Here is a 15,869-nt window from a genome sequence, read left to right on the forward strand (position 1 = left end):
CGACGGCGCGCATACACCGCCGACGCGCCGGTCCCAGCCCCGGCGTCGTTGCTGTCCGATATTCGTGCATGTGCGGTCATCGGTCGATCTCCCCGAACACGACGTCCATCGTCCCGATGATCGCGGCAACGTCGGCCAACTGGTGGCCCCGGGTCATGTAATCCATCGCCTGCAAGTGCAGGAAACCGGGTGCGCGCAGCTTGGCGCGGTATGGCTTGTTGCTGCCATCGGCGACAAGGTAGACGCCGAATTCGCCCTTTGGCGCCTCGACCGCGGCATAGACCTCGCCGGCCGGCACGTGAAAACCCTCGGTGTAGAGTTTGAAGTGATGGATGAGTGCCTCCATCGAGGTCTTCATTTCGCCCCGCTTGGGCGGGGTGATCTTGCCGCGGGCCAGCACGTCACCTTTTTCGTGACGCAGCTTTTCACAGGCCTGACGGATGATATGCGTGGACTGGCGCATCTCTTCCATGCGGACGAGATAGCGGTCATAGCAATCGCCATTCTTGCCCACGGGGATCTGGAAGTCGAACTCATCATAGCATTCATAGGGCTGAGCGCGCCGCAAATCCCAGGCAAGACCAGAGCCGCGCACCATCACCCCTGAGAACCCCCATTGCAGGATGTCCTCTTCGGTCACGATACCGATATCGGCATTGCGCTGCTTGAAGATCCGGTTCTCGGTCAACAGCCCGTCGATATCGTCAAGAACCTGCGGAAACTCCAGCGCCCATTGGTCGATATCCTCGACAAGGGCCGGCGGCAGATCCTGGTGAACGCCACCAGGCCGGAAATAGGCCGCATGCATGCGCGCGCCGCAGGCGCGCTCATAGAAGACCATGAGCTTTTCACGCTCTTCGAACCCCCACAGCGGCGGCGTCAATGCGCCGACGTCCATGGCCTGCGTCGTCACGTTCAACAGGTGGTTCAGCACCCGACCGATTTCCGAATACAAAACCCGGATCAACTGCGCCCGGCGCGGCACCTCCACCCCGGTCAGCTTTTCGATGGCAAGGCACCAGGCATGTTCCTGGTTCATCGGCGCCACGTAATCGAGCCGGTCGAAATAGGGCAGGTTCTGCAGGTAGGTGCGGCTTTCCATCAACTTTTCGGTCCCGCGATGCAGCAGGCCGATATGCGGGTCGGCGCGTTCGACGATTTCCCCGTCCAACTCCAGCACAAGCCGCAAAACGCCATGCGCTGCAGGGTGTTGAGGGCCGAAATTGATGTTGAAGTTGCGGATGCGCTGTTCATCCGTGCGCGCGTCGTTAAAGCCCGATCCGTCCATCATCTCACACCCCCACCCGATGCGCCGCCCATTGCGGCGGAATCCGCCCCAGACGCGTGGCGACGAAATCGTATTGCGGCGCCAGGAAATCCGCCGCAGCGGCGCGCTGCGCAGCACTCATCGGGACTGGCACGCCCGCATGTATCCGCTCGCCCAGCGGCGCAGGCTGCGGCTCCAGCCCCAGAAACCGGCACAGTCTCTCGACACCCGCATCCGAGAACAGCTCTTCGTGGAACACCAGCAAAAGGCGTGACGGCTCCACCGCCGCCCAGAGCCGACCAAGCACCGCGCGGTAATCCCCCCGTTCCGTGATATGGGTTTCCTCACCGCGCAGGACACGGTTCAGAATACGCCCCGCGCGCGGGGCGATATCCTCGCCGGGCGCGGCACGGCGCCGGGCGATCATGCGCACGTGACTCCACAGTCGTTCGACCGGGTCACGCAAAAGATAGACAAACCGGACATCTGACGCCATGGCGGCCATCTGTTTCAGGCGCCCCACCGAGAGCAAACCATAGGCCGGTGTTATGTCGGCAATAAGGCGCGCCGCCCCTCGACCCGCATCCAGATAGGCGAGGTAAGCAGCATCGTTCCCGCGACCCAGTGCGTCGATCCAATCATCCATGTCGGCCAGCCGCCGTCGCCGCAACGCGACCTGCGCGGGATCGTCCGGCATCGGGCGTGCGGCAAGGGAATTGCGTGTTTCCTGCAACTCGGCGCGGGATCTTTCCAGTTTTCCGGCGTCAAGCATGTCGAAATAGTGCATTTCCTTGATCGCGCGCAGATGGCATTGCGGATGCCGGTCAAGATAGGTGTGAAGCCAGCTTGTGCCGGCCTTCGTCGCCCCCACGCCGAAGAGAAGTGTCGCCTCGGTCATCGCTCCTAACCCTTTGCCCCGGGGGCCTTGTCATCGCCGGGCAGGATGTAATCGGCGCCCTCCCAAGGGCTCATGAAATCGAACTGGCGATAGTCCTGAACGAGTTTGACGGGTTCGTAAACAACGCGCTTCTGCGCCTCGTCATAGCGCACCTCGGTATAGCCGGTGGTCGGAAAATCCTTGCGCAAGGGATGCCCGCGAAACCCGTAATCGGTCAGGATGCGACGCAGGTCCGGGTGCCCCGAAAAGATGATGCCGAACATGTCGAACACCTCGCGCTCGAACCAGTTGGCCGAGGGGTGAACGGTGACGATAGACGGGATCATGTCGCCCTCGCGCACCGCACAGCGGAGGCGGATACGCTGATTCTGGTACATCGACAGAAAGTGATAAACCACGTCAAAGCGCGCCTCGCGCTGGGGGTAGTCGACCGCTGTGATATCCACGAGGCTGGAAAACCGGCATGTCGGGTCCGCGCGCAGGAACTCGGCGAAACCCGCGATAGCGGCCGGGGCCACGTCCACGTTCAACTCGTCATGGACGACATCCCAGGCCAAGACGCTATCGGGGCGCTTTAGCTCTATGTGGGTGCCGAGTTCTTTCAGGGCCGCGTTCATGGCTTACCTCACGATGGTCCCGGTGCGGCGAATCCGGCGTTGCAGTTGCAAAATGCCGTAAAGAAGCGCCTCTGCGGTCGGCGGACAGCCGGGCACATAGACATCGACCGGCACGATCCGGTCGCATCCGCGCACCACGGAATAAGAATAGTGGTAATAGCCCCCGCCATTGGCGCAGGACCCCATCGAGATCACATAGCGCGGCTCGGGCATCTGGTCATAAACCTTGCGCAGCGCCGGCGCCATCTTGTTGGTCAGCGTGCCGGCCACGATCATCAGGTCAGACTGGCGGGGGGATGCGCGCGGCGCGGTGCCAAAACGTTCGAGGTCGTAACGCGGCATCGAGGTATGCATCATCTCGACCGCACAGCACGCAAGGCCAAAGGTCATCCAGTGCAGCGACCCGGTGCGCGCCCAGTTGATGATGTCCGCCGTCGACGTGACAAGGAACCCCTTGTCCTGCAATTCGGCATTCAGCGCCCGAGTGGCATGTTCGGCATCGCCCCCGGCGGTGTTGGCGCCCGTCATCATTCCCATTCCAGCGCCCCCTTCTTCCATTCATAGGCGAAACCGATGGTCAGAACCGCAAGGAAAACCATCATCGACCAGAACCCGACCAGTCCGACGGTGCCGAACGATACAGCCCAGGGGAACAGAAAGGCGATTTCGAGGTCGAAGATGATGAACAGGATCGCCACCAAGTAGAAACGCACGTCGAAGGTCATCCGCGCGTCGTCGAACGCGTTGAACCCGCATTCATAGGCCGACAGCTTTTCCGGGTCGGGATTGCGGATCGCCACGATCATTGCCGACAGCATCAGGATCAGGCCCAGGCCGACAACCATGCCGAAGAAAACGGCGATGGGCAGATAGTCCTTCAAGAGCTCTTCCACGGGCTCTGTCCTCCACTCTGCCGCGCATTGTTGAATCCTGCGCGTTGGTTTCCCGTCGTGAGGTTAATCTCCCTGTCCTCCACAGGTCAACAAACCCGCCCGGCGTGTTCCGCCCCATCTGTTATCGCGGCGTTACGGAAATGTATACAGTCGTGCGCATTGAAAAAGCGCCCGATTGCCGCATCGGCGCGAATTATCAAAGATACATCACAGTATCGCGTTTTCGTGAACGGATTCGTCCGTGTCGCCACCGCCACGCAGCACGATCACAGCCCGCCGCCCCCCTGCCAGCGCGGTGCGCGGCGTTCGAAAAAGGCGGCGATTCCCTCCACCGCCTCGGGATCTTCCCAACAGGCAACAAGACGGTCGATGCTGTCCTCGATGACAGCCTCATCGATGACGGGGCCCAGGCGGCGCAACTGCGCCTTGGCCCGCGTGATCGCGCCGGGCGCACTGGCCAGGAAAGGCGCGATCTCGGCCTCGATCGCGGCATCGAGCTCTGGCTCGGGAACTGCGCGGGCCAAAAGACCCATGTTCACTGCTTCGCCAGCATCAAAGCGCCGCCCCGAGAGGAACACGCGCCGCGCGGCCGCTTCGCCGATGCGGGCGACGACATAGGGCCCGATGGTGGCCGGAATCAACCCAAGCCGCGTTTCGGTAAGACCAAAGCGGGCGGTATTCACTCCGATGGCCACGTCACAAACCGAAATCAGCCCGACACCGCCCCCGAATGCTTGCCCCTGGACCCGCGCGATCAACGGTTTTGCAATGGTATTCAGTGCGCCCAGCATACCGGCCAGCCGACGCGCGGCAGCGGCACGGGTGGCGCCATCGGCCTCCATCTGGGCACGCATCCAGCCCAGATCGCCCCCCGCGCAGAAACTGGCCCCGTTGCCAGTCAGCACGATGACACGCACCTGCGGGTCCGCACCCAGCCTGTCAGCCACGAGATGCAGCGCGCCGATCAGGCTTTCGGACAGCGCGTTATGCTTGTCCACCCGGTTCAACGTAACCCGCGCCACGCCGCGCGCGTCGATCTCGACCCCAAGTTCTTCCCGCATTTCGCCTCTCCATATTTGTCGTGGCAGACCAGAGACGTTCTCAGCCCCGCATCGCACGGGCCAAGGCCGCCGCTTCATTCAGGACCGCGCTGTTCAGGCCAGTGTCATGGCCCAGCTTCGTCAGCCGTTCGACCACTGCTTCCGTCGCCACGTTGCCCGTGGCCCCCTTTGCATAAGGGCACCCGCCAAGCCCTCCGACCGCCGCGTCGAACACCCGCAGGCCAACGGCCAGCGCGGCCTCGATATTATCCAGCGCCCGGCCCGCCGTGTCATGGAAATGCCCGGCAAGCTTGTCCACCGGCACGACCTGGGACACCGCCGCGAGCATCGCGCTGACGGTTTCAGGGGTGCCTTGTCCGATCGTATCACCAAGGCTGATCTCGTAGCAGCCCAGCCCCCAGAGTTTCTCTGCCACCTCGGCCACCTGACCGGGTGCAATCTTGCCTTCATAAGGACAATCGGTCACGCAAGAGACATAGCCGCGCATCGGTATGCCGTCGGCGCGTGCGGCCGCAGCCACATCTTCGAACCGGGCAAGGCTCTCGGCGATGGTGGCATTTATATTGGCCCGGCTGAATCCTTCCGACGCCGCGCCGAAAATCGCGACCTCGTCGGCCCCCGCGGCCCTGGCGCGCTCATAGCCCCTGAGGTTCGGCGTCAGCGCGGCATAACGCACGCCCGGCGCGCGGGCGATCCCCGCCAGCACCTCGGCCCCGTCGGCCATCTGCGGCACCCATTTGGGGCTGACAAAGCTCGCCACCTCGATCCGGGCAAACCCCGCCCGCGACAGCGTGTCGACCAGCGCGATCTTTTCCGCCGTGGGGATCGGCCGCTTCTCGTTTTGCAGCCCGTCGCGGGGACCGACCTCGAAGATCTCGACACGCTCACTCATCCGGCGCCTCGTAGAAGTCGCGCGTGTAGATCTCGGCCCTGCCATCCTCGGCCAGCGCCCGCTGGAAAGCGGGCCGCTCGGCCAGACGCCGGTAATAGGCGTCCACGCCGGGCAGCAGGTCGGCCGGCACGAAGCGGCGCGCGATCATCACGCCATAGCCCAGGTTGGTATCGACCGCAGAGAAACCCGAGGGCAGCAGCCAGTCGCGCCCCTCGAGTGCGCGGTCGACAACTTCCAGTGCCTTTTCCAGCCGCTTGGCCTCTAGCCGCATCACGGTCGGGCTGCGCATCCAGTCCTCGCGCAGCACGATATGCTGCTGGGTCAGCACCGCGATATGCTGGCCGATGGTTTCCGCGAAATGCAGCCATTCCAGCCAGTCGGCGCGCTCGGCATCGCCGGGAAACCGGCCCAGCCCGCAATCGGGCCGGGTCTCGACCAGGTATTCCGTGATTGCGCCCGACTCGAACAGAACCCGCCCGTCGATTTCCAGCGCAGGCACGCGGCCCGCGGGCGACAACGCCAGGTATTCGGGGCTTCGCAAGGACTTGTCGAAAAAGGAGCGGTGGACGAGTTCGAACTCCAGCCCCATTTCATGCAGCAGCCAAAGCGTTCGAAACGACCGCGCCTGTGGGCAATGATGCAGCCGGATCATGCGATGTCTTCCTCCGTTTCGAGACGAATCAGCGGCGCCCCTGCCTCGACCTGGTCACCCTCGGCCACGAACAGTTCTGCCACGATGCCGTCGCGCGGCGCGGTCAGCGTGTGTTCCATCTTCATCGCTTCGAGGATGACAAGCGGTTGGCCCGCTGTCACCCCCACACCGGCAGCCACGTACACGACCTTGACCAGCCCGGGCATCGGCGCCTCGATCCCGTCACCGCCCAAGCCCTCGGCCGTGGCGCGCGCCAGCGGGTCAACCGGCACCAACCCGAAGGTGCCGCCCGCGCCGGCAAATACGTAGATCGCGCCGCCTGCCTTGACCACCGGCAAGGGCCGGTGCCCATCGACGATCCAGCCCTCGGGATGACGGATGGCATGGACCTCGCCCCCCTCCAGAACCAGAGTCGCACGATCTGGCCCGTGCAATCGCAACTGCACGCAGAACTGTTCTCCTTCACATGCCAGCACCAGGTCGCGGCTTAGCGGTTGCCAAAGTGCAAAACCCTCAAGTGCCGCACCTGACAGCCCCGCCGCAACCAGCGCCGCGCTGGCCACGACGGCCCGCAAGAGGGCAGGTTCGGGCACGCCATCGGCCAGTTCCGCCAGGTCGCGTGCGATCAACCCGGTATCGACATCCCCGATCGCAAAACCAGGATGCCGGGCGAGCCGCCCCAGAAAGCCCAGGTTGGTCACCGTACCCGCCACGCGCGTTTCCTCCAGCGCCCGGGCCAGCCGGTTCAGCGCCACACCGCGGGTGGCGCCGGCGACGACGATCTTGGCGATCATCGGGTCGTAGAACGGGCTGATCGTGTCGCCCGTGCGCACGCCGGTATCGGCGCGGATACCGGGCGGAAAGGCCAGATGCGCAAGCGTGCCGGTGGCGGGCAGGAACCCGGCGGCCACGTCCTCGGCGTAGAGCCGCGCCTCGAAGGCATGGCCGGTCAGCGGGATCGCCTCCTGCGCCAGCGGCAGCCCCTCGCCGGCGGCGATGCGAAGCTGCCATTCGACCAGGTCGAGCCCGGTCACGGCCTCGGTCACGGGATGCTCCACCTGCAGCCGCGTGTTCATCTCCATGAACCAGAAGCGGTCGGGGCGCAGCCCGTCCGAGCCGTCCACGATGAATTCCACCGTGCCGGCGCCGCGATAGCCGATGGCACGGGCCGCGCGCACCGCGGCCTCGCCCATGGCGGCGCGCATCTCGGGCGTCATGCCCGGCGCGGGGGCCTCTTCGATCACCTTCTGGTGGCGGCGCTGCAGCGAACAGTCCCGTTCGTAGAGATGCACGGCGTCCTGCCCGTCGCCGAAGACCTGCACCTCGATATGGCGTGGCTGTTCGACGTATTTCTCGATCAGGACGGCGTCGTTGCCGAAGGCGTTGCGCGCCTCGGACCGCGCGGCCTGGAGTGCCGCGGGAAAGTCCGCGGCCCCGGCCACCTTGCGCATCCCCTTGCCGCCGCCGCCCGCCACGGCCTTGATCAGCACCGGATAGCCGATGGCCTCGGCCGCGCCGGCGAGATGGTCGTCATCCTGGTTGTCGCCGTGATAGCCCGGCACGACGGGCACGCCCGCCTGTTCCATCAGCGCCTTGGCGGCGTCCTTCAGCCCCATCGCGCGGATCGCCTCGGCCGAGGGGCCGATGAAGATCAGGCCGGCCGCCTCGACCGCGGCGACGAAATCGGGGTTTTCCGACAGGAAGCCGTAGCCCGGGTGGATCGCCTGCGCCCCCGTGGCGCGGGCCGCCGCGATGATCCGGTCGCCGCAGAGATAGCTTTCGCGCGGCGGGGCGGCCCCGATCGGGACGGCCTCGTCGGCGGCGGCCACATGGGCGGCGTCCGCATCGGCCTCGGAATAGACGGCGACGGTGGACACGCCCATGGCGCGGGCGGTGTCGATGATGCGGACCGCGATTTCCCCGCGGTTGGCGATCAGGATCTTTTGAAACATCGGCAACCTCTTGGCGGAGGACGCGGGGGGCCAGCCCCCCGCACCCCCCGGGATATTTCGGGCCAGAAGAAGGGGCGGCCCTTACATACGGAAGACCCCGAAACGGGTTTCGGGGATCGGGGCGTTGAGCGCGGCGGACAGCGACAGGGCAAGGACCTGGCGCGATTTGCGCGGGTCGATGATGCCGTCGTCCCACAGCCGGGCCGAGGCGTAGAGCGGGTGGCTTTGGGTTTCGAACATCTCGACGGTGGGGCGCTTGAAGGCGGCCTCGTCCTCGGCGCTCCAGCTTTCGCCGGCGCGTTCGATGGCATCGCGTTTCACGGTGGCCAGTACGCCCGCGGCCTGTTCGCCGCCCATCACCGAGATCCGGCTGTTCGGCCAGGTCCAGAGGAAGCGCGGCTGGTAGGCGCGGCCGGCCATGCCGTAATTGCCCGCCCCGAAACTGCCGCCAACGATCATCGTGATCTTGGGCACCGACGTGGTGGCCACGGCGGTGACCATCTTGGCGCCGTGGCGCGCGATGCCCTCGTTTTCGTATTTCCGCCCGACCATGAAGCCGGTGATGTTCTGCAGGAAGACCAGCGGCGTGCCGCGCTGGCTGCAAAGCTCGATGAAATGGGCGCCCTTCTGGGCGGCTTCGGAGAACAGCACGCCATTGTTGGCGACGATGCCCACCGGGCAGCCCTCGACATAGGCGAAACCCGTGACCAGAGTCTCGCCGAAGCGCGGCTTGAACTCGTCGAAGCGCGAGCCGTCGACGAGCCGCGCGATCACCTCGCGGATGTCGTAGGGGGTGCGCAGGTCGGCGGGCACCACGCCCAGCAATTCCTCGGGGTCGTAGGCCGGGTCCTCGGGGCTTTCCCAGCGGACCGTCGCGGGCCTGTCGCGGTTCAGATGGCTGACCGCGCGGCGGGCGAGTGCCAGCGCATGGGCGTCGTCCTCGGCCAGGTAGTCGGCCACGCCCGACAGGCGTGTGTGGACATCGCCACCGCCCAGGTCCTCGGCGGTGACGACCTCGCCGGTGGCAGCCTTAACCAGCGGCGGGCCGGCGAGGAAGATCGTGCCCTGCTCGCGCACGATGATGGTGACATCCGACATCGCGGGCACATAGGCGCCGCCCGCGGTGCAGGAGCCCATCACCACGGCGATCTGGGGGATGCCCGCAGCCGACATCCGCGCCTGGTTGTAGAAGATGCGGCCGAAATGGTCGCGATCGGGGAACACCTCGTCCTGGTTGGGCAGGTTGGCGCCACCGGAATCGACCAGGTAGACGCAGGGCAGATGGCACTCTTCCGCGATCTCCTGCGCGCGGAGGTGTTTCCTGACCGTCATCGGGTAGTAGGTGCCGCCCTTCACGGTGGCGTCGTTGCAGACCACCATGACCTCTTGCCCGTGGACGCGCCCGATCCCGGCGATCACGCCCGCGCAGGGGGCAGCACCGTCATAAAGACCATGGGCCGCCGTAGCGCCGATTTCGAGGAAGGGTGCGCCGGGATCGAGCAGGTTGGCCACCCGGTCACGCGGCAGCATCTTTCCGCGCGAAAGGTGGCGATCGCGCGCCTTGGCCCCGCCGCCCGCGGCGGCCAGCGCGGCAGCGTCTTGGACCACGCGCAGCGCGTCGAGATGGGCAGCGCGGTTGGCCTGGAACGTCTCGGAGCCCGTAACCGCGTTCGACTGTAACTTCATTGCCCGCCCCTCCTCTGGCCGAGGGCCGTTGCGCGTGCCATTCCCATCTTCCTGCTCCTCCCTGTGCGCCCGCGCGGCGCAGCCCCCTCCCCCGGGGCCGCGCGCGGGCAGGCTTACTTGGTTTCCATGTAGGTCACGGCGCTTTCCATGAAGAGCGCCTGTTCGCCCATCCGTTTCATCGTGCAACTGGCGGCGGCCGTCATCGTGTAGGGCGTGCCGCGGCGCATCATCGCTTCGACCGCACACCGGATTTCGCGCCAGTCGCCCCATTTCTCCTGCTGGATCGCCAGATCCTCCACCAGGCTGAAGGGGATGTCCTTCGATTTGGCGGTCTTTTCGAACTCGGCATCGGCCACCTTGGCCAGTTCGACCATGCGGCCATAGGCGGTGTCCAGACGGCCCTTCCAGTATTCGGATTCCTTGCCCATGCAGGCGGCGATATCGGAATTGCTGGGGTTCTTCATGCGCTGGAAACAGACCCGCGCGGATTCGCCGATGCAGGTGTCATCGGCCCCGGGCAGGCGCTGTTTTTCCATGCAGTCGAGCGTCGCGTCGGGCGAGAACTTGACCTCCTGGGCGGCGGCGGGGGCTGCGGCCAGGCAGGCGGCAAGGATCAGGGGGAGTCGCATGGGATCACCTCAAAAAGTTGACTGTATAAGTCACCTTTACCCCATCGCCTTCATGAGTTCACGCCCCACCAGCATGCGCCGGATCTCGGATGTGCCGGCGCCGATCTCCATCAGCTTGGCGTCGCGGAACAGGCGGCTGACCGCTGAATCGGCCAAAAATCCAGCCCCGCCCATGGCTTGCACGGCCTGGTGGGCCTGTTTCATCGCCTCTTCGGAGGCGTAAAGCACGCAGGCGGCGGCGTCCTGCCGCGTCACCGCGCCGCGATCACAAGAGCGTGCAACCGCATAGACATAGGCCCGCGCGCTGTTCATCGCGGTGTACATGTCCGCGATCTTGCCCTGCATCAGCTGGAAATTCCCGATGCTTTCGCCGAACTGCTTGCGGTCGCGCATGTAGGGCATGATCTCGTCCAGGCAGGCGGCCATGATTCCGGTGCCGATGCCGGCCAGGACCACGCGTTCGTAGTCGAGGCCGGACATCAGCACCCGAACGCCCTTGCCCTCCTCGCCAAGGACGTTCTCGAAGGGGACTTCCACGTCGTCGAAGATCAGCTCTCCGGTGTTGGAGCCACGCATCCCGAGCTTGTCGAAATGCGGAGAGGTGGAAAACCCCTTCATGGATTTCTCGATGATGAAGGCGGTGATGCCCTTGGGCCCCGCCTCCGGGTCGGTCTTGGCATAGACCACCAGCGTGTCGGCGTCGGGGCCGTTGGTGATCCAGTATTTCGTGCCGTTCAGCGTGTAATAGCCGTTCTTCTTCTCGGCGCGCAGCTTCATCGACACGACGTCGGACCCGGCGCCCGCCTCGGACATGGCCAAGGCGCCGACATGGTCGCCGGAGATCAGGCCGGGAAGATACTTGCGTTTCTGGGCGTCGGTGCCGTTCAGCTTGATCTGGTTGACGCACAGATTGGAATGCGCGCCGTAGGACAGCGAAACGCTGGCCGAGGCGCGGGCGATTTCCTCGATGGCGATGGTGTGGGCGAGGTAGGACATGCCCGCGCCGCCGTATTCCTCGGGCACGGTGATGCCCAGAAGGCCCAGCTCGCCCATCTCGCGCCACAGCTCGGCGGGAAAATCGTTGGTCTTGTCGATCTGGGCGGCCATCGGGCGCACCCGTTCCTGCGCCCAGCGATGCACCATCTCGCGCAGCGCTGCGGTATCCTCGTCGAGGTCGAATTCCATGGTAGCGGTGAACATGTCGGGCTCCTCCCCTGCGCTTATTGAACGCTTGTTCATTTTTTATCAGCGACGCTTTCCCACGTCAATCATGCTCGCATCCGGGCTGCGAGGTGGATAGGCTTGGGCGGCATAGCAAAAGGAGGTTCGATGAAACGCCTGATCCTGGCCGTCAGCCTGATCACCCTGCCCCTTGCCAGCCCGGCCGAAGAGGTCGGACGCATCGGCGTGGACTGGACAGGAAACGACATCATCATCGAGTCGGTCTCCGACCCCGAGGTTGCGGGCGTAACCTGCCATCTGGCCTATTTCGAACGCTCTTTCCTCGATCGGATGAGCCAGGGCAACTGGTTCGAGGACCCCTCGAACGCCTCGATCGCCTGCCGTCAGACGGGACCGATCGAGATCGGCGATATCGACCGCAGCCCGGACGGGGAAGAGGTCTTTCGCGAGCGCCGTTCAATCGTGTTCAAGAGCCTGAGGGTGAAGCGGATCTATGACGCGCCGAACCGGACATTGATCTACATCGCCCATGCACGCGAATTGACGGAGGGATCGGCCAAGATGGCGATTTCCACTGTTCCGCTTTACCAGGCGGGCGCGCAGTAGGCATGCAACCGGCCCGGTGCCGGCGACGCAGATCGCGCCGCCGGGGGTTTCACCCCCGGACCCCCAGGGTATTTCCGCCAAGAAGAAACAACGCTCAGGCGCGCTGGACCTCGTCACGGATTATGCGGGCGATCTGCGCGCAATCTTGAGGGGTGAATGTCAGCGGAAGACGCATGTCCAGAAGTTCCGCCAGCACCCTGTCGGTGCGCGGCAGGGGCGCGGGATCGGCGTAGTGCCAATGGTCGTAGCGCGAGGTGAATCCCGAAGGCCGCGCGGCGCCGAACCATTTCAACTCTACCCCCCGCGCGGCGCATGCGCCCAGCAGGGTCTGGATCCGCGCGCCCTCCCAGCCGGGCAGCAGGAACTGGAAGGAAGAGCCGACATGGGTCGCTTGCGGGGGGCTACCGATCAGGCGCAGGCCAGGCGTGCCGTGCAGGCCCCGTTCCATGGCGGCATAGAGGCGGGTCCAGCGGGCAACCCGGTCCGGCAACGCGCGCAATTGCACCCGCAGGATCGCGGCGCGCAGATTGTCCATGCGCCCAGATACGTTGGGGACGTCCAGCCGCAGCCCCTCGAATGCCGTGGCCGGTGGCGCGGCATCGTGACGATCATACAGCATGTATGAGCCCGACAGCAGCACCGCGCGGGCCATCAGGTCGGCATCATCGCCCACGATCAGCCCGCCCTCGCCGGAGTTGAGATGCTTGTAGGTCTGGGTCGAGTAGCAGCCCAACACCCCGTGCCGCCCCGAGGGCACGCCCCCCCAGGATGCCCCCATCGTATGCGCGCAATCCTCGATCACCCGCACGCCGGCCGCATCGCAAAGCATCATCAGCCGGTCCATGTCGCAGATATGCCCGCGCATATGCGACAAGAGCAGCACGCGCGCACCGCTCGCGGCGATCTGCGTGGCAAGGTGGTCGAGATCGATCACCAGCGTCTCGGTCACCTCGACGAAAACCGGATGCGCCCCCAGGCTCGCAATCGCGCCGGGCACAGGGGCCAGGGTAAAGGCATTTGTCAGAACAGGGTCGCCCGGTGCCACGCCCAGGCAGCGCAGCGCGCAGGCCAGCGCATAGCCGCCCGAGGCCACCGCGAGGCAATAGCGCGCGCCGGTAAAGGCCGCGAACTCCGCTTCGAGCCGCGCGGTTTCGGAAATCTCGCCCGGCGCGGTGTTGTAGCGATGCAGCCGCCCATGCCGCATCACTTCGACCGCCGCGGCGATCGCGTCCTCGGGGATCGGTTCCTGCTGGGTGAAGCTGCCTGTAAAGCGGTCTGTCATGCCGAGGCCCCGCGCGGGATGAGCCGTTCGGCAAGCTCGAAAAGGTCATCGTAGCGCCCCAGTACTGCCTCGGGCGCCAGCCCCGCCACACTCGCGGCCGCCGGACCGAAACCGACAAGAACGCAAGGCACCCCCGCCGCACGCGCGGTTTCGCGATCGGTTACGGTATCGCCGATCAGCATCGACATTCCCACCGCGCCCCCCGCCCGTTCAACCGCCGCGCGATAGGGTGCGGGATCGGGCTTGCGCACGGGCAGGGTGTCGGCCCCGATCAGCGAGCCGAACAGATCGCGCACCCCCAGCCGCCGCATCAGCGTTTCGGCCAGGCCCTCTGGCTTGTTGGTGCAGATACCCACCGCATAGCCTGCCCCGCGCAAACGCTCCACCGCATCGATCGCGCCGGGATATAGCCGGGTATGGCGATCGATACCGGCCGCATAATGATCGAGAAACAGGGGGAACTGCGCAGTCACCGCGTCCTCGACCGCCGGGTGGGCCAGCCTCTCGAAGCCGAGGCGGAGCATGGCGCGACCGCCCTGAAAGGCGGTGCCGGCATCGATCGCGGGGTCAAGCGGCGCCCCTTGGCCCAACGCCTGGAAACAGGCATTGGCCGCGCCGATCAGGTCGTGGCTGGTATCGGCGAGCGTGCCGTCGAGATCGAAGATGACCGTGCGCATGCTGTCCTTTCCGATGCGTGGGTCCGCCGAACCTGAAACAGGACGAAACGCCAAGTGACAAGGACCCCGGTTGCGAACTGGCAAACCCGCGATAAAAGGGACGGGACAAAAAGGAAAGAGCAGAGCCCATGTCGACAGCCCTGATCATCCTGGCCGCGGGCCAGGGCACGCGGATGCAATCGGACCGCGCGAAAGTGTTGCACGAGGTGGGCCATGCCCCGCTTTTGGCCCACGCGATGGGGCTGGGTCGGGCGACGGGGGCGGTGCGCATGGTCGTGGTGGCCGGGCACCAGGCCGGGGTGGTGCGCGCCGCGGCGCTGGAGATCGATCCCGATGTCGACGTGGTCGAGCAGACCGAGCAGCTGGGTACCGCACATGCCGTGGCGCAGGCCGCGCCGGCGCTGGCCGGGTTCGGGGGGGATGCGATCGTGCTGTATGGCGACACGCCATTCATTCGTCCCGAGACACTGGATGCCATGGCGGCGGCGCGCAAGGATCACGCGGTGGTCGTGCTGGGGTTCGAGCCGGCCGATCCGGGGCGTTATGGCCGCCTGGTGATGCAGGGCGGCACGCTGGAGCGGATCGTGGAATACAAGGACGCCAGCGAGGCAGAGCGCGCCATCGGGCTATGCAATTCCGGCGTGATCGCGGCCGGGGCCGAGCAGTTGTTCGAGCTGGTCGCCGAGGTTGGCAACGACAATGCCGCGCGGGAATATTACCTCACCGACATCGTGGCACTGGCCCGCGCGCGGGGGTTGTCGGCGGGCGTGGTCACCTGTGAAGAGGCCGAAACCCTGGGCGTGAACGCGCGCGAGGACCTGGCGCGGGCCGAGGCGGCATTCCAAGCGCGCGCGCGCGCCGAGGCGCTGGCCGGCGGCGTGACGCTGGTAGCGCCCCAGACCGTGTTCTTTGCCCATGACACGGTGATCGGCCGCGACGCGGTGATAGAGCCCAACGTGGTTTTCGGACCCGGCGTGACGGTGGAATCAGGAGCTTTGATCCGTGCCTTTTCGCACCTGGAGGGATGTCACGTCAGCCGCGGCGCCGTGGTCGGTCCCTATGCCCGCCTGCGCCACGGCGCGGAACTGGCCGAGGATGTGCGCGTGGGCAATTTCGTCGAGATCAAGAATGCGCAGGTGGCCGAGGGCGCCAAGATCAACCACCTGACATATATCGGCGATGCCAACATCGGGGCACGGGCCAATATCGGCGCGGGGACGGTGACCTGCAATTACGACGGGGTGTTCAAGCACCGCACCGAGATCGGAGACGACGCCTTTATCGGATCGGACACGATGCTGGTCGCACCCGTCCGGGTGGGCGCGGGCGCGATGACGGCCAGCGGCTCGGTCATCACCGGCGACGTGCCCGAGGGCGCGCTGGCCGTGGGCCGCGCGCGCCAGCAGAACAAGCCCGGCCTGGCGACGAGGATGATGGACCGTCTGCGGGCGCTGAAATCCGGCCGGGAGGAGGGATAGCCCATGTGCGGGATCGTTGGCGTTCTTGGGGATCACGAGGCCTCGCCCCTTCTGGTTCAGGCGTTGGCGCGACTGGAATACCGCGGCTATGACAGCG

16 protein-coding genes are annotated in these 15,869 nt (G+C 65.7%); 2 read left to right on the forward strand and 14 right to left on the reverse strand.

Features of this window, described 5'->3' with window-relative positions:
- Window positions 1-76 precede the first annotated feature (76 nt).
- The 12 genes from EV663_RS13980 to EV663_RS14035 form a co-directional block, all read right to left on the reverse strand.
- Window positions 77-1,288, reverse strand: coding sequence for an NADH-quinone oxidoreductase subunit D (locus EV663_RS13980; protein ID WP_132952956.1), 1,212 nt, complete (start codon window positions 1,286-1,288; stop codon window positions 77-79).
- 4 nt (window positions 1,289-1,292) lie between these two features.
- Window positions 1,293-2,165: a sulfotransferase family protein gene (locus EV663_RS13985; protein WP_132952925.1), complete on the reverse strand. Its 873-nt coding sequence runs from the start codon at window positions 2,163-2,165 to the stop codon at window positions 1,293-1,295.
- Between the two features lie 5 nt (window positions 2,166-2,170).
- Window positions 2,171-2,782, reverse strand: a complete 612-nt coding sequence (locus EV663_RS13990; RefSeq protein WP_132952927.1) for an NADH-quinone oxidoreductase subunit C — start codon at window positions 2,780-2,782, stop codon at window positions 2,171-2,173.
- 3 nt (window positions 2,783-2,785) lie between these two features.
- On the reverse strand, window positions 2,786-3,319 hold the full coding sequence (locus EV663_RS13995; RefSeq protein ID WP_207904438.1) for a NuoB/complex I 20 kDa subunit family protein: 534 nt from the start codon (window positions 3,317-3,319) through the stop codon (window positions 2,786-2,788).
- On the reverse strand, window positions 3,310-3,675 hold the full coding sequence (locus EV663_RS14000; protein ID WP_132952930.1) for an NADH-quinone oxidoreductase subunit A: 366 nt from the start codon (window positions 3,673-3,675) through the stop codon (window positions 3,310-3,312). Before EV663_RS14000 ends, EV663_RS13995 begins: the two co-directional genes overlap by 10 nt.
- Before the next feature lie 266 nt (window positions 3,676-3,941).
- On the reverse strand, window positions 3,942-4,736 hold the full coding sequence (locus EV663_RS14005) for a crotonase/enoyl-CoA hydratase family protein (RefSeq protein WP_132952932.1): 795 nt from the start codon (window positions 4,734-4,736) through the stop codon (window positions 3,942-3,944).
- A gap of 40 nt (window positions 4,737-4,776) precedes the next feature.
- Window positions 4,777-5,628, reverse strand: a complete 852-nt coding sequence (locus EV663_RS14010; RefSeq protein ID WP_132952934.1) for a hydroxymethylglutaryl-CoA lyase — start codon at window positions 5,626-5,628, stop codon at window positions 4,777-4,779.
- Complete coding sequence (locus EV663_RS14015; RefSeq protein WP_132952936.1) at window positions 5,621-6,280, reverse strand: glutathione S-transferase family protein; 660 nt, start codon at window positions 6,278-6,280, stop codon at window positions 5,621-5,623. The genes EV663_RS14010 and EV663_RS14015 overlap by 8 nt, the downstream gene beginning before the upstream one ends.
- Entirely contained in the window at window positions 6,277-8,232 is a 1,956-nt protein-coding gene (locus EV663_RS14020) for an acetyl/propionyl/methylcrotonyl-CoA carboxylase subunit alpha (protein WP_132952938.1), read from the reverse strand. Before EV663_RS14020 ends, EV663_RS14015 begins: the two co-directional genes overlap by 4 nt.
- Window positions 8,233-8,313: 81 nt before the next feature.
- Entirely contained in the window at window positions 8,314-9,918 is a 1,605-nt protein-coding gene (locus tag EV663_RS14025; RefSeq protein ID WP_132952940.1) for a carboxyl transferase domain-containing protein, read from the reverse strand.
- Between the two features lie 113 nt (window positions 9,919-10,031).
- Entirely contained in the window at window positions 10,032-10,547 is a 516-nt protein-coding gene (locus EV663_RS14030) for a lysozyme inhibitor LprI family protein (protein WP_132952942.1), read from the reverse strand.
- 36 nt (window positions 10,548-10,583) lie between these two features.
- Window positions 10,584-11,747, reverse strand: a complete 1,164-nt coding sequence (locus EV663_RS14035; RefSeq protein WP_132952944.1) for an isovaleryl-CoA dehydrogenase — start codon at window positions 11,745-11,747, stop codon at window positions 10,584-10,586.
- A gap of 129 nt (window positions 11,748-11,876) precedes the next feature.
- Between EV663_RS14035 and EV663_RS14040 the strand changes: the two genes are divergently transcribed.
- Window positions 11,877-12,335, forward strand: a complete 459-nt coding sequence (locus EV663_RS14040; protein WP_132952946.1) for a CreA family protein — start codon at window positions 11,877-11,879, stop codon at window positions 12,333-12,335.
- A gap of 94 nt (window positions 12,336-12,429) precedes the next feature.
- On the opposite strand, the gene EV663_RS14045 is transcribed toward EV663_RS14040, so the two are convergent.
- Both EV663_RS14045 and EV663_RS14050 read right to left on the reverse strand, forming a co-directional pair.
- Window positions 12,430-13,617, reverse strand: a complete 1,188-nt coding sequence (locus EV663_RS14045) for a DegT/DnrJ/EryC1/StrS family aminotransferase (RefSeq protein WP_132952948.1) — start codon at window positions 13,615-13,617, stop codon at window positions 12,430-12,432.
- Window positions 13,614-14,294, reverse strand: a complete 681-nt coding sequence (locus EV663_RS14050) for an HAD-IA family hydrolase (protein ID WP_132952950.1) — start codon at window positions 14,292-14,294, stop codon at window positions 13,614-13,616. The genes EV663_RS14045 and EV663_RS14050 overlap by 4 nt, the downstream gene beginning before the upstream one ends.
- A 128-nt stretch (window positions 14,295-14,422) precedes the next feature.
- Here EV663_RS14050 and glmU point away from each other — a divergent pair, with 128 nt between their 5' ends.
- Window positions 14,423-15,772: a bifunctional UDP-N-acetylglucosamine diphosphorylase/glucosamine-1-phosphate N-acetyltransferase GlmU gene (gene glmU, locus EV663_RS14055; protein WP_132952952.1), complete on the forward strand. Its 1,350-nt coding sequence runs from the start codon at window positions 14,423-14,425 to the stop codon at window positions 15,770-15,772.
- The last annotated feature ends 97 nt before the right edge of the window (window positions 15,773-15,869 follow it).

This window comes from Rhodovulum bhavnagarense, from assembly GCF_004343505.1.
In the GTDB taxonomy this organism is placed as follows: domain Bacteria; phylum Pseudomonadota; class Alphaproteobacteria; order Rhodobacterales; family Rhodobacteraceae; genus Rhodovulum; species Rhodovulum bhavnagarense.

What these genes read in the sequence shown, in the direction of transcription:
- EV663_RS13995 (WP_207904438.1), bottom strand. Translation starts at nt 3,319, where the DNA reads ATGGGAATGATGACGGGCGCCAACACCGCCGGGGGCGATGCCGAACAT.
- glmU (WP_132952952.1), top strand. Translation starts at nt 14,423, where the DNA reads ATGTCGACAGCCCTGATCATCCTGGCCGCGGGCCAGGGCACGCGGATG.
- EV663_RS13990 (WP_132952927.1), bottom strand. Translation starts at nt 2,782, where the DNA reads ATGAACGCGGCCCTGAAAGAACTCGGCACCCACATAGAGCTAAAGCGC.
- EV663_RS14015 (WP_132952936.1), bottom strand. Translation starts at nt 6,280, where the DNA reads ATGATCCGGCTGCATCATTGCCCACAGGCGCGGTCGTTTCGAACGCTT.
- EV663_RS14050 (WP_132952950.1), bottom strand. Translation starts at nt 14,294, where the DNA reads ATGCGCACGGTCATCTTCGATCTCGACGGCACGCTCGCCGATACCAGC.
- EV663_RS14010 (WP_132952934.1), bottom strand. Translation starts at nt 5,628, where the DNA reads ATGAGTGAGCGTGTCGAGATCTTCGAGGTCGGTCCCCGCGACGGGCTG.
- EV663_RS14020 (WP_132952938.1), bottom strand. Translation starts at nt 8,232, where the DNA reads ATGTTTCAAAAGATCCTGATCGCCAACCGCGGGGAAATCGCGGTCCGC.
- EV663_RS14045 (WP_132952948.1), bottom strand. Translation starts at nt 13,617, where the DNA reads ATGACAGACCGCTTTACAGGCAGCTTCACCCAGCAGGAACCGATCCCC.
- EV663_RS14035 (WP_132952944.1), bottom strand. Translation starts at nt 11,747, where the DNA reads ATGTTCACCGCTACCATGGAATTCGACCTCGACGAGGATACCGCAGCG.
- EV663_RS14005 (WP_132952932.1), bottom strand. Translation starts at nt 4,736, where the DNA reads ATGCGGGAAGAACTTGGGGTCGAGATCGACGCGCGCGGCGTGGCGCGG.
- EV663_RS13980 (WP_132952956.1), bottom strand. Translation starts at nt 1,288, where the DNA reads ATGGACGGATCGGGCTTTAACGACGCGCGCACGGATGAACAGCGCATC.
- EV663_RS13985 (WP_132952925.1), bottom strand. Translation starts at nt 2,165, where the DNA reads ATGACCGAGGCGACACTTCTCTTCGGCGTGGGGGCGACGAAGGCCGGC.
- EV663_RS14030 (WP_132952942.1), bottom strand. Translation starts at nt 10,547, where the DNA reads ATGCGACTCCCCCTGATCCTTGCCGCCTGCCTGGCCGCAGCCCCCGCC.
- EV663_RS14025 (WP_132952940.1), bottom strand. Translation starts at nt 9,918, where the DNA reads ATGAAGTTACAGTCGAACGCGGTTACGGGCTCCGAGACGTTCCAGGCC.
- EV663_RS14040 (WP_132952946.1), top strand. Translation starts at nt 11,877, where the DNA reads ATGAAACGCCTGATCCTGGCCGTCAGCCTGATCACCCTGCCCCTTGCC.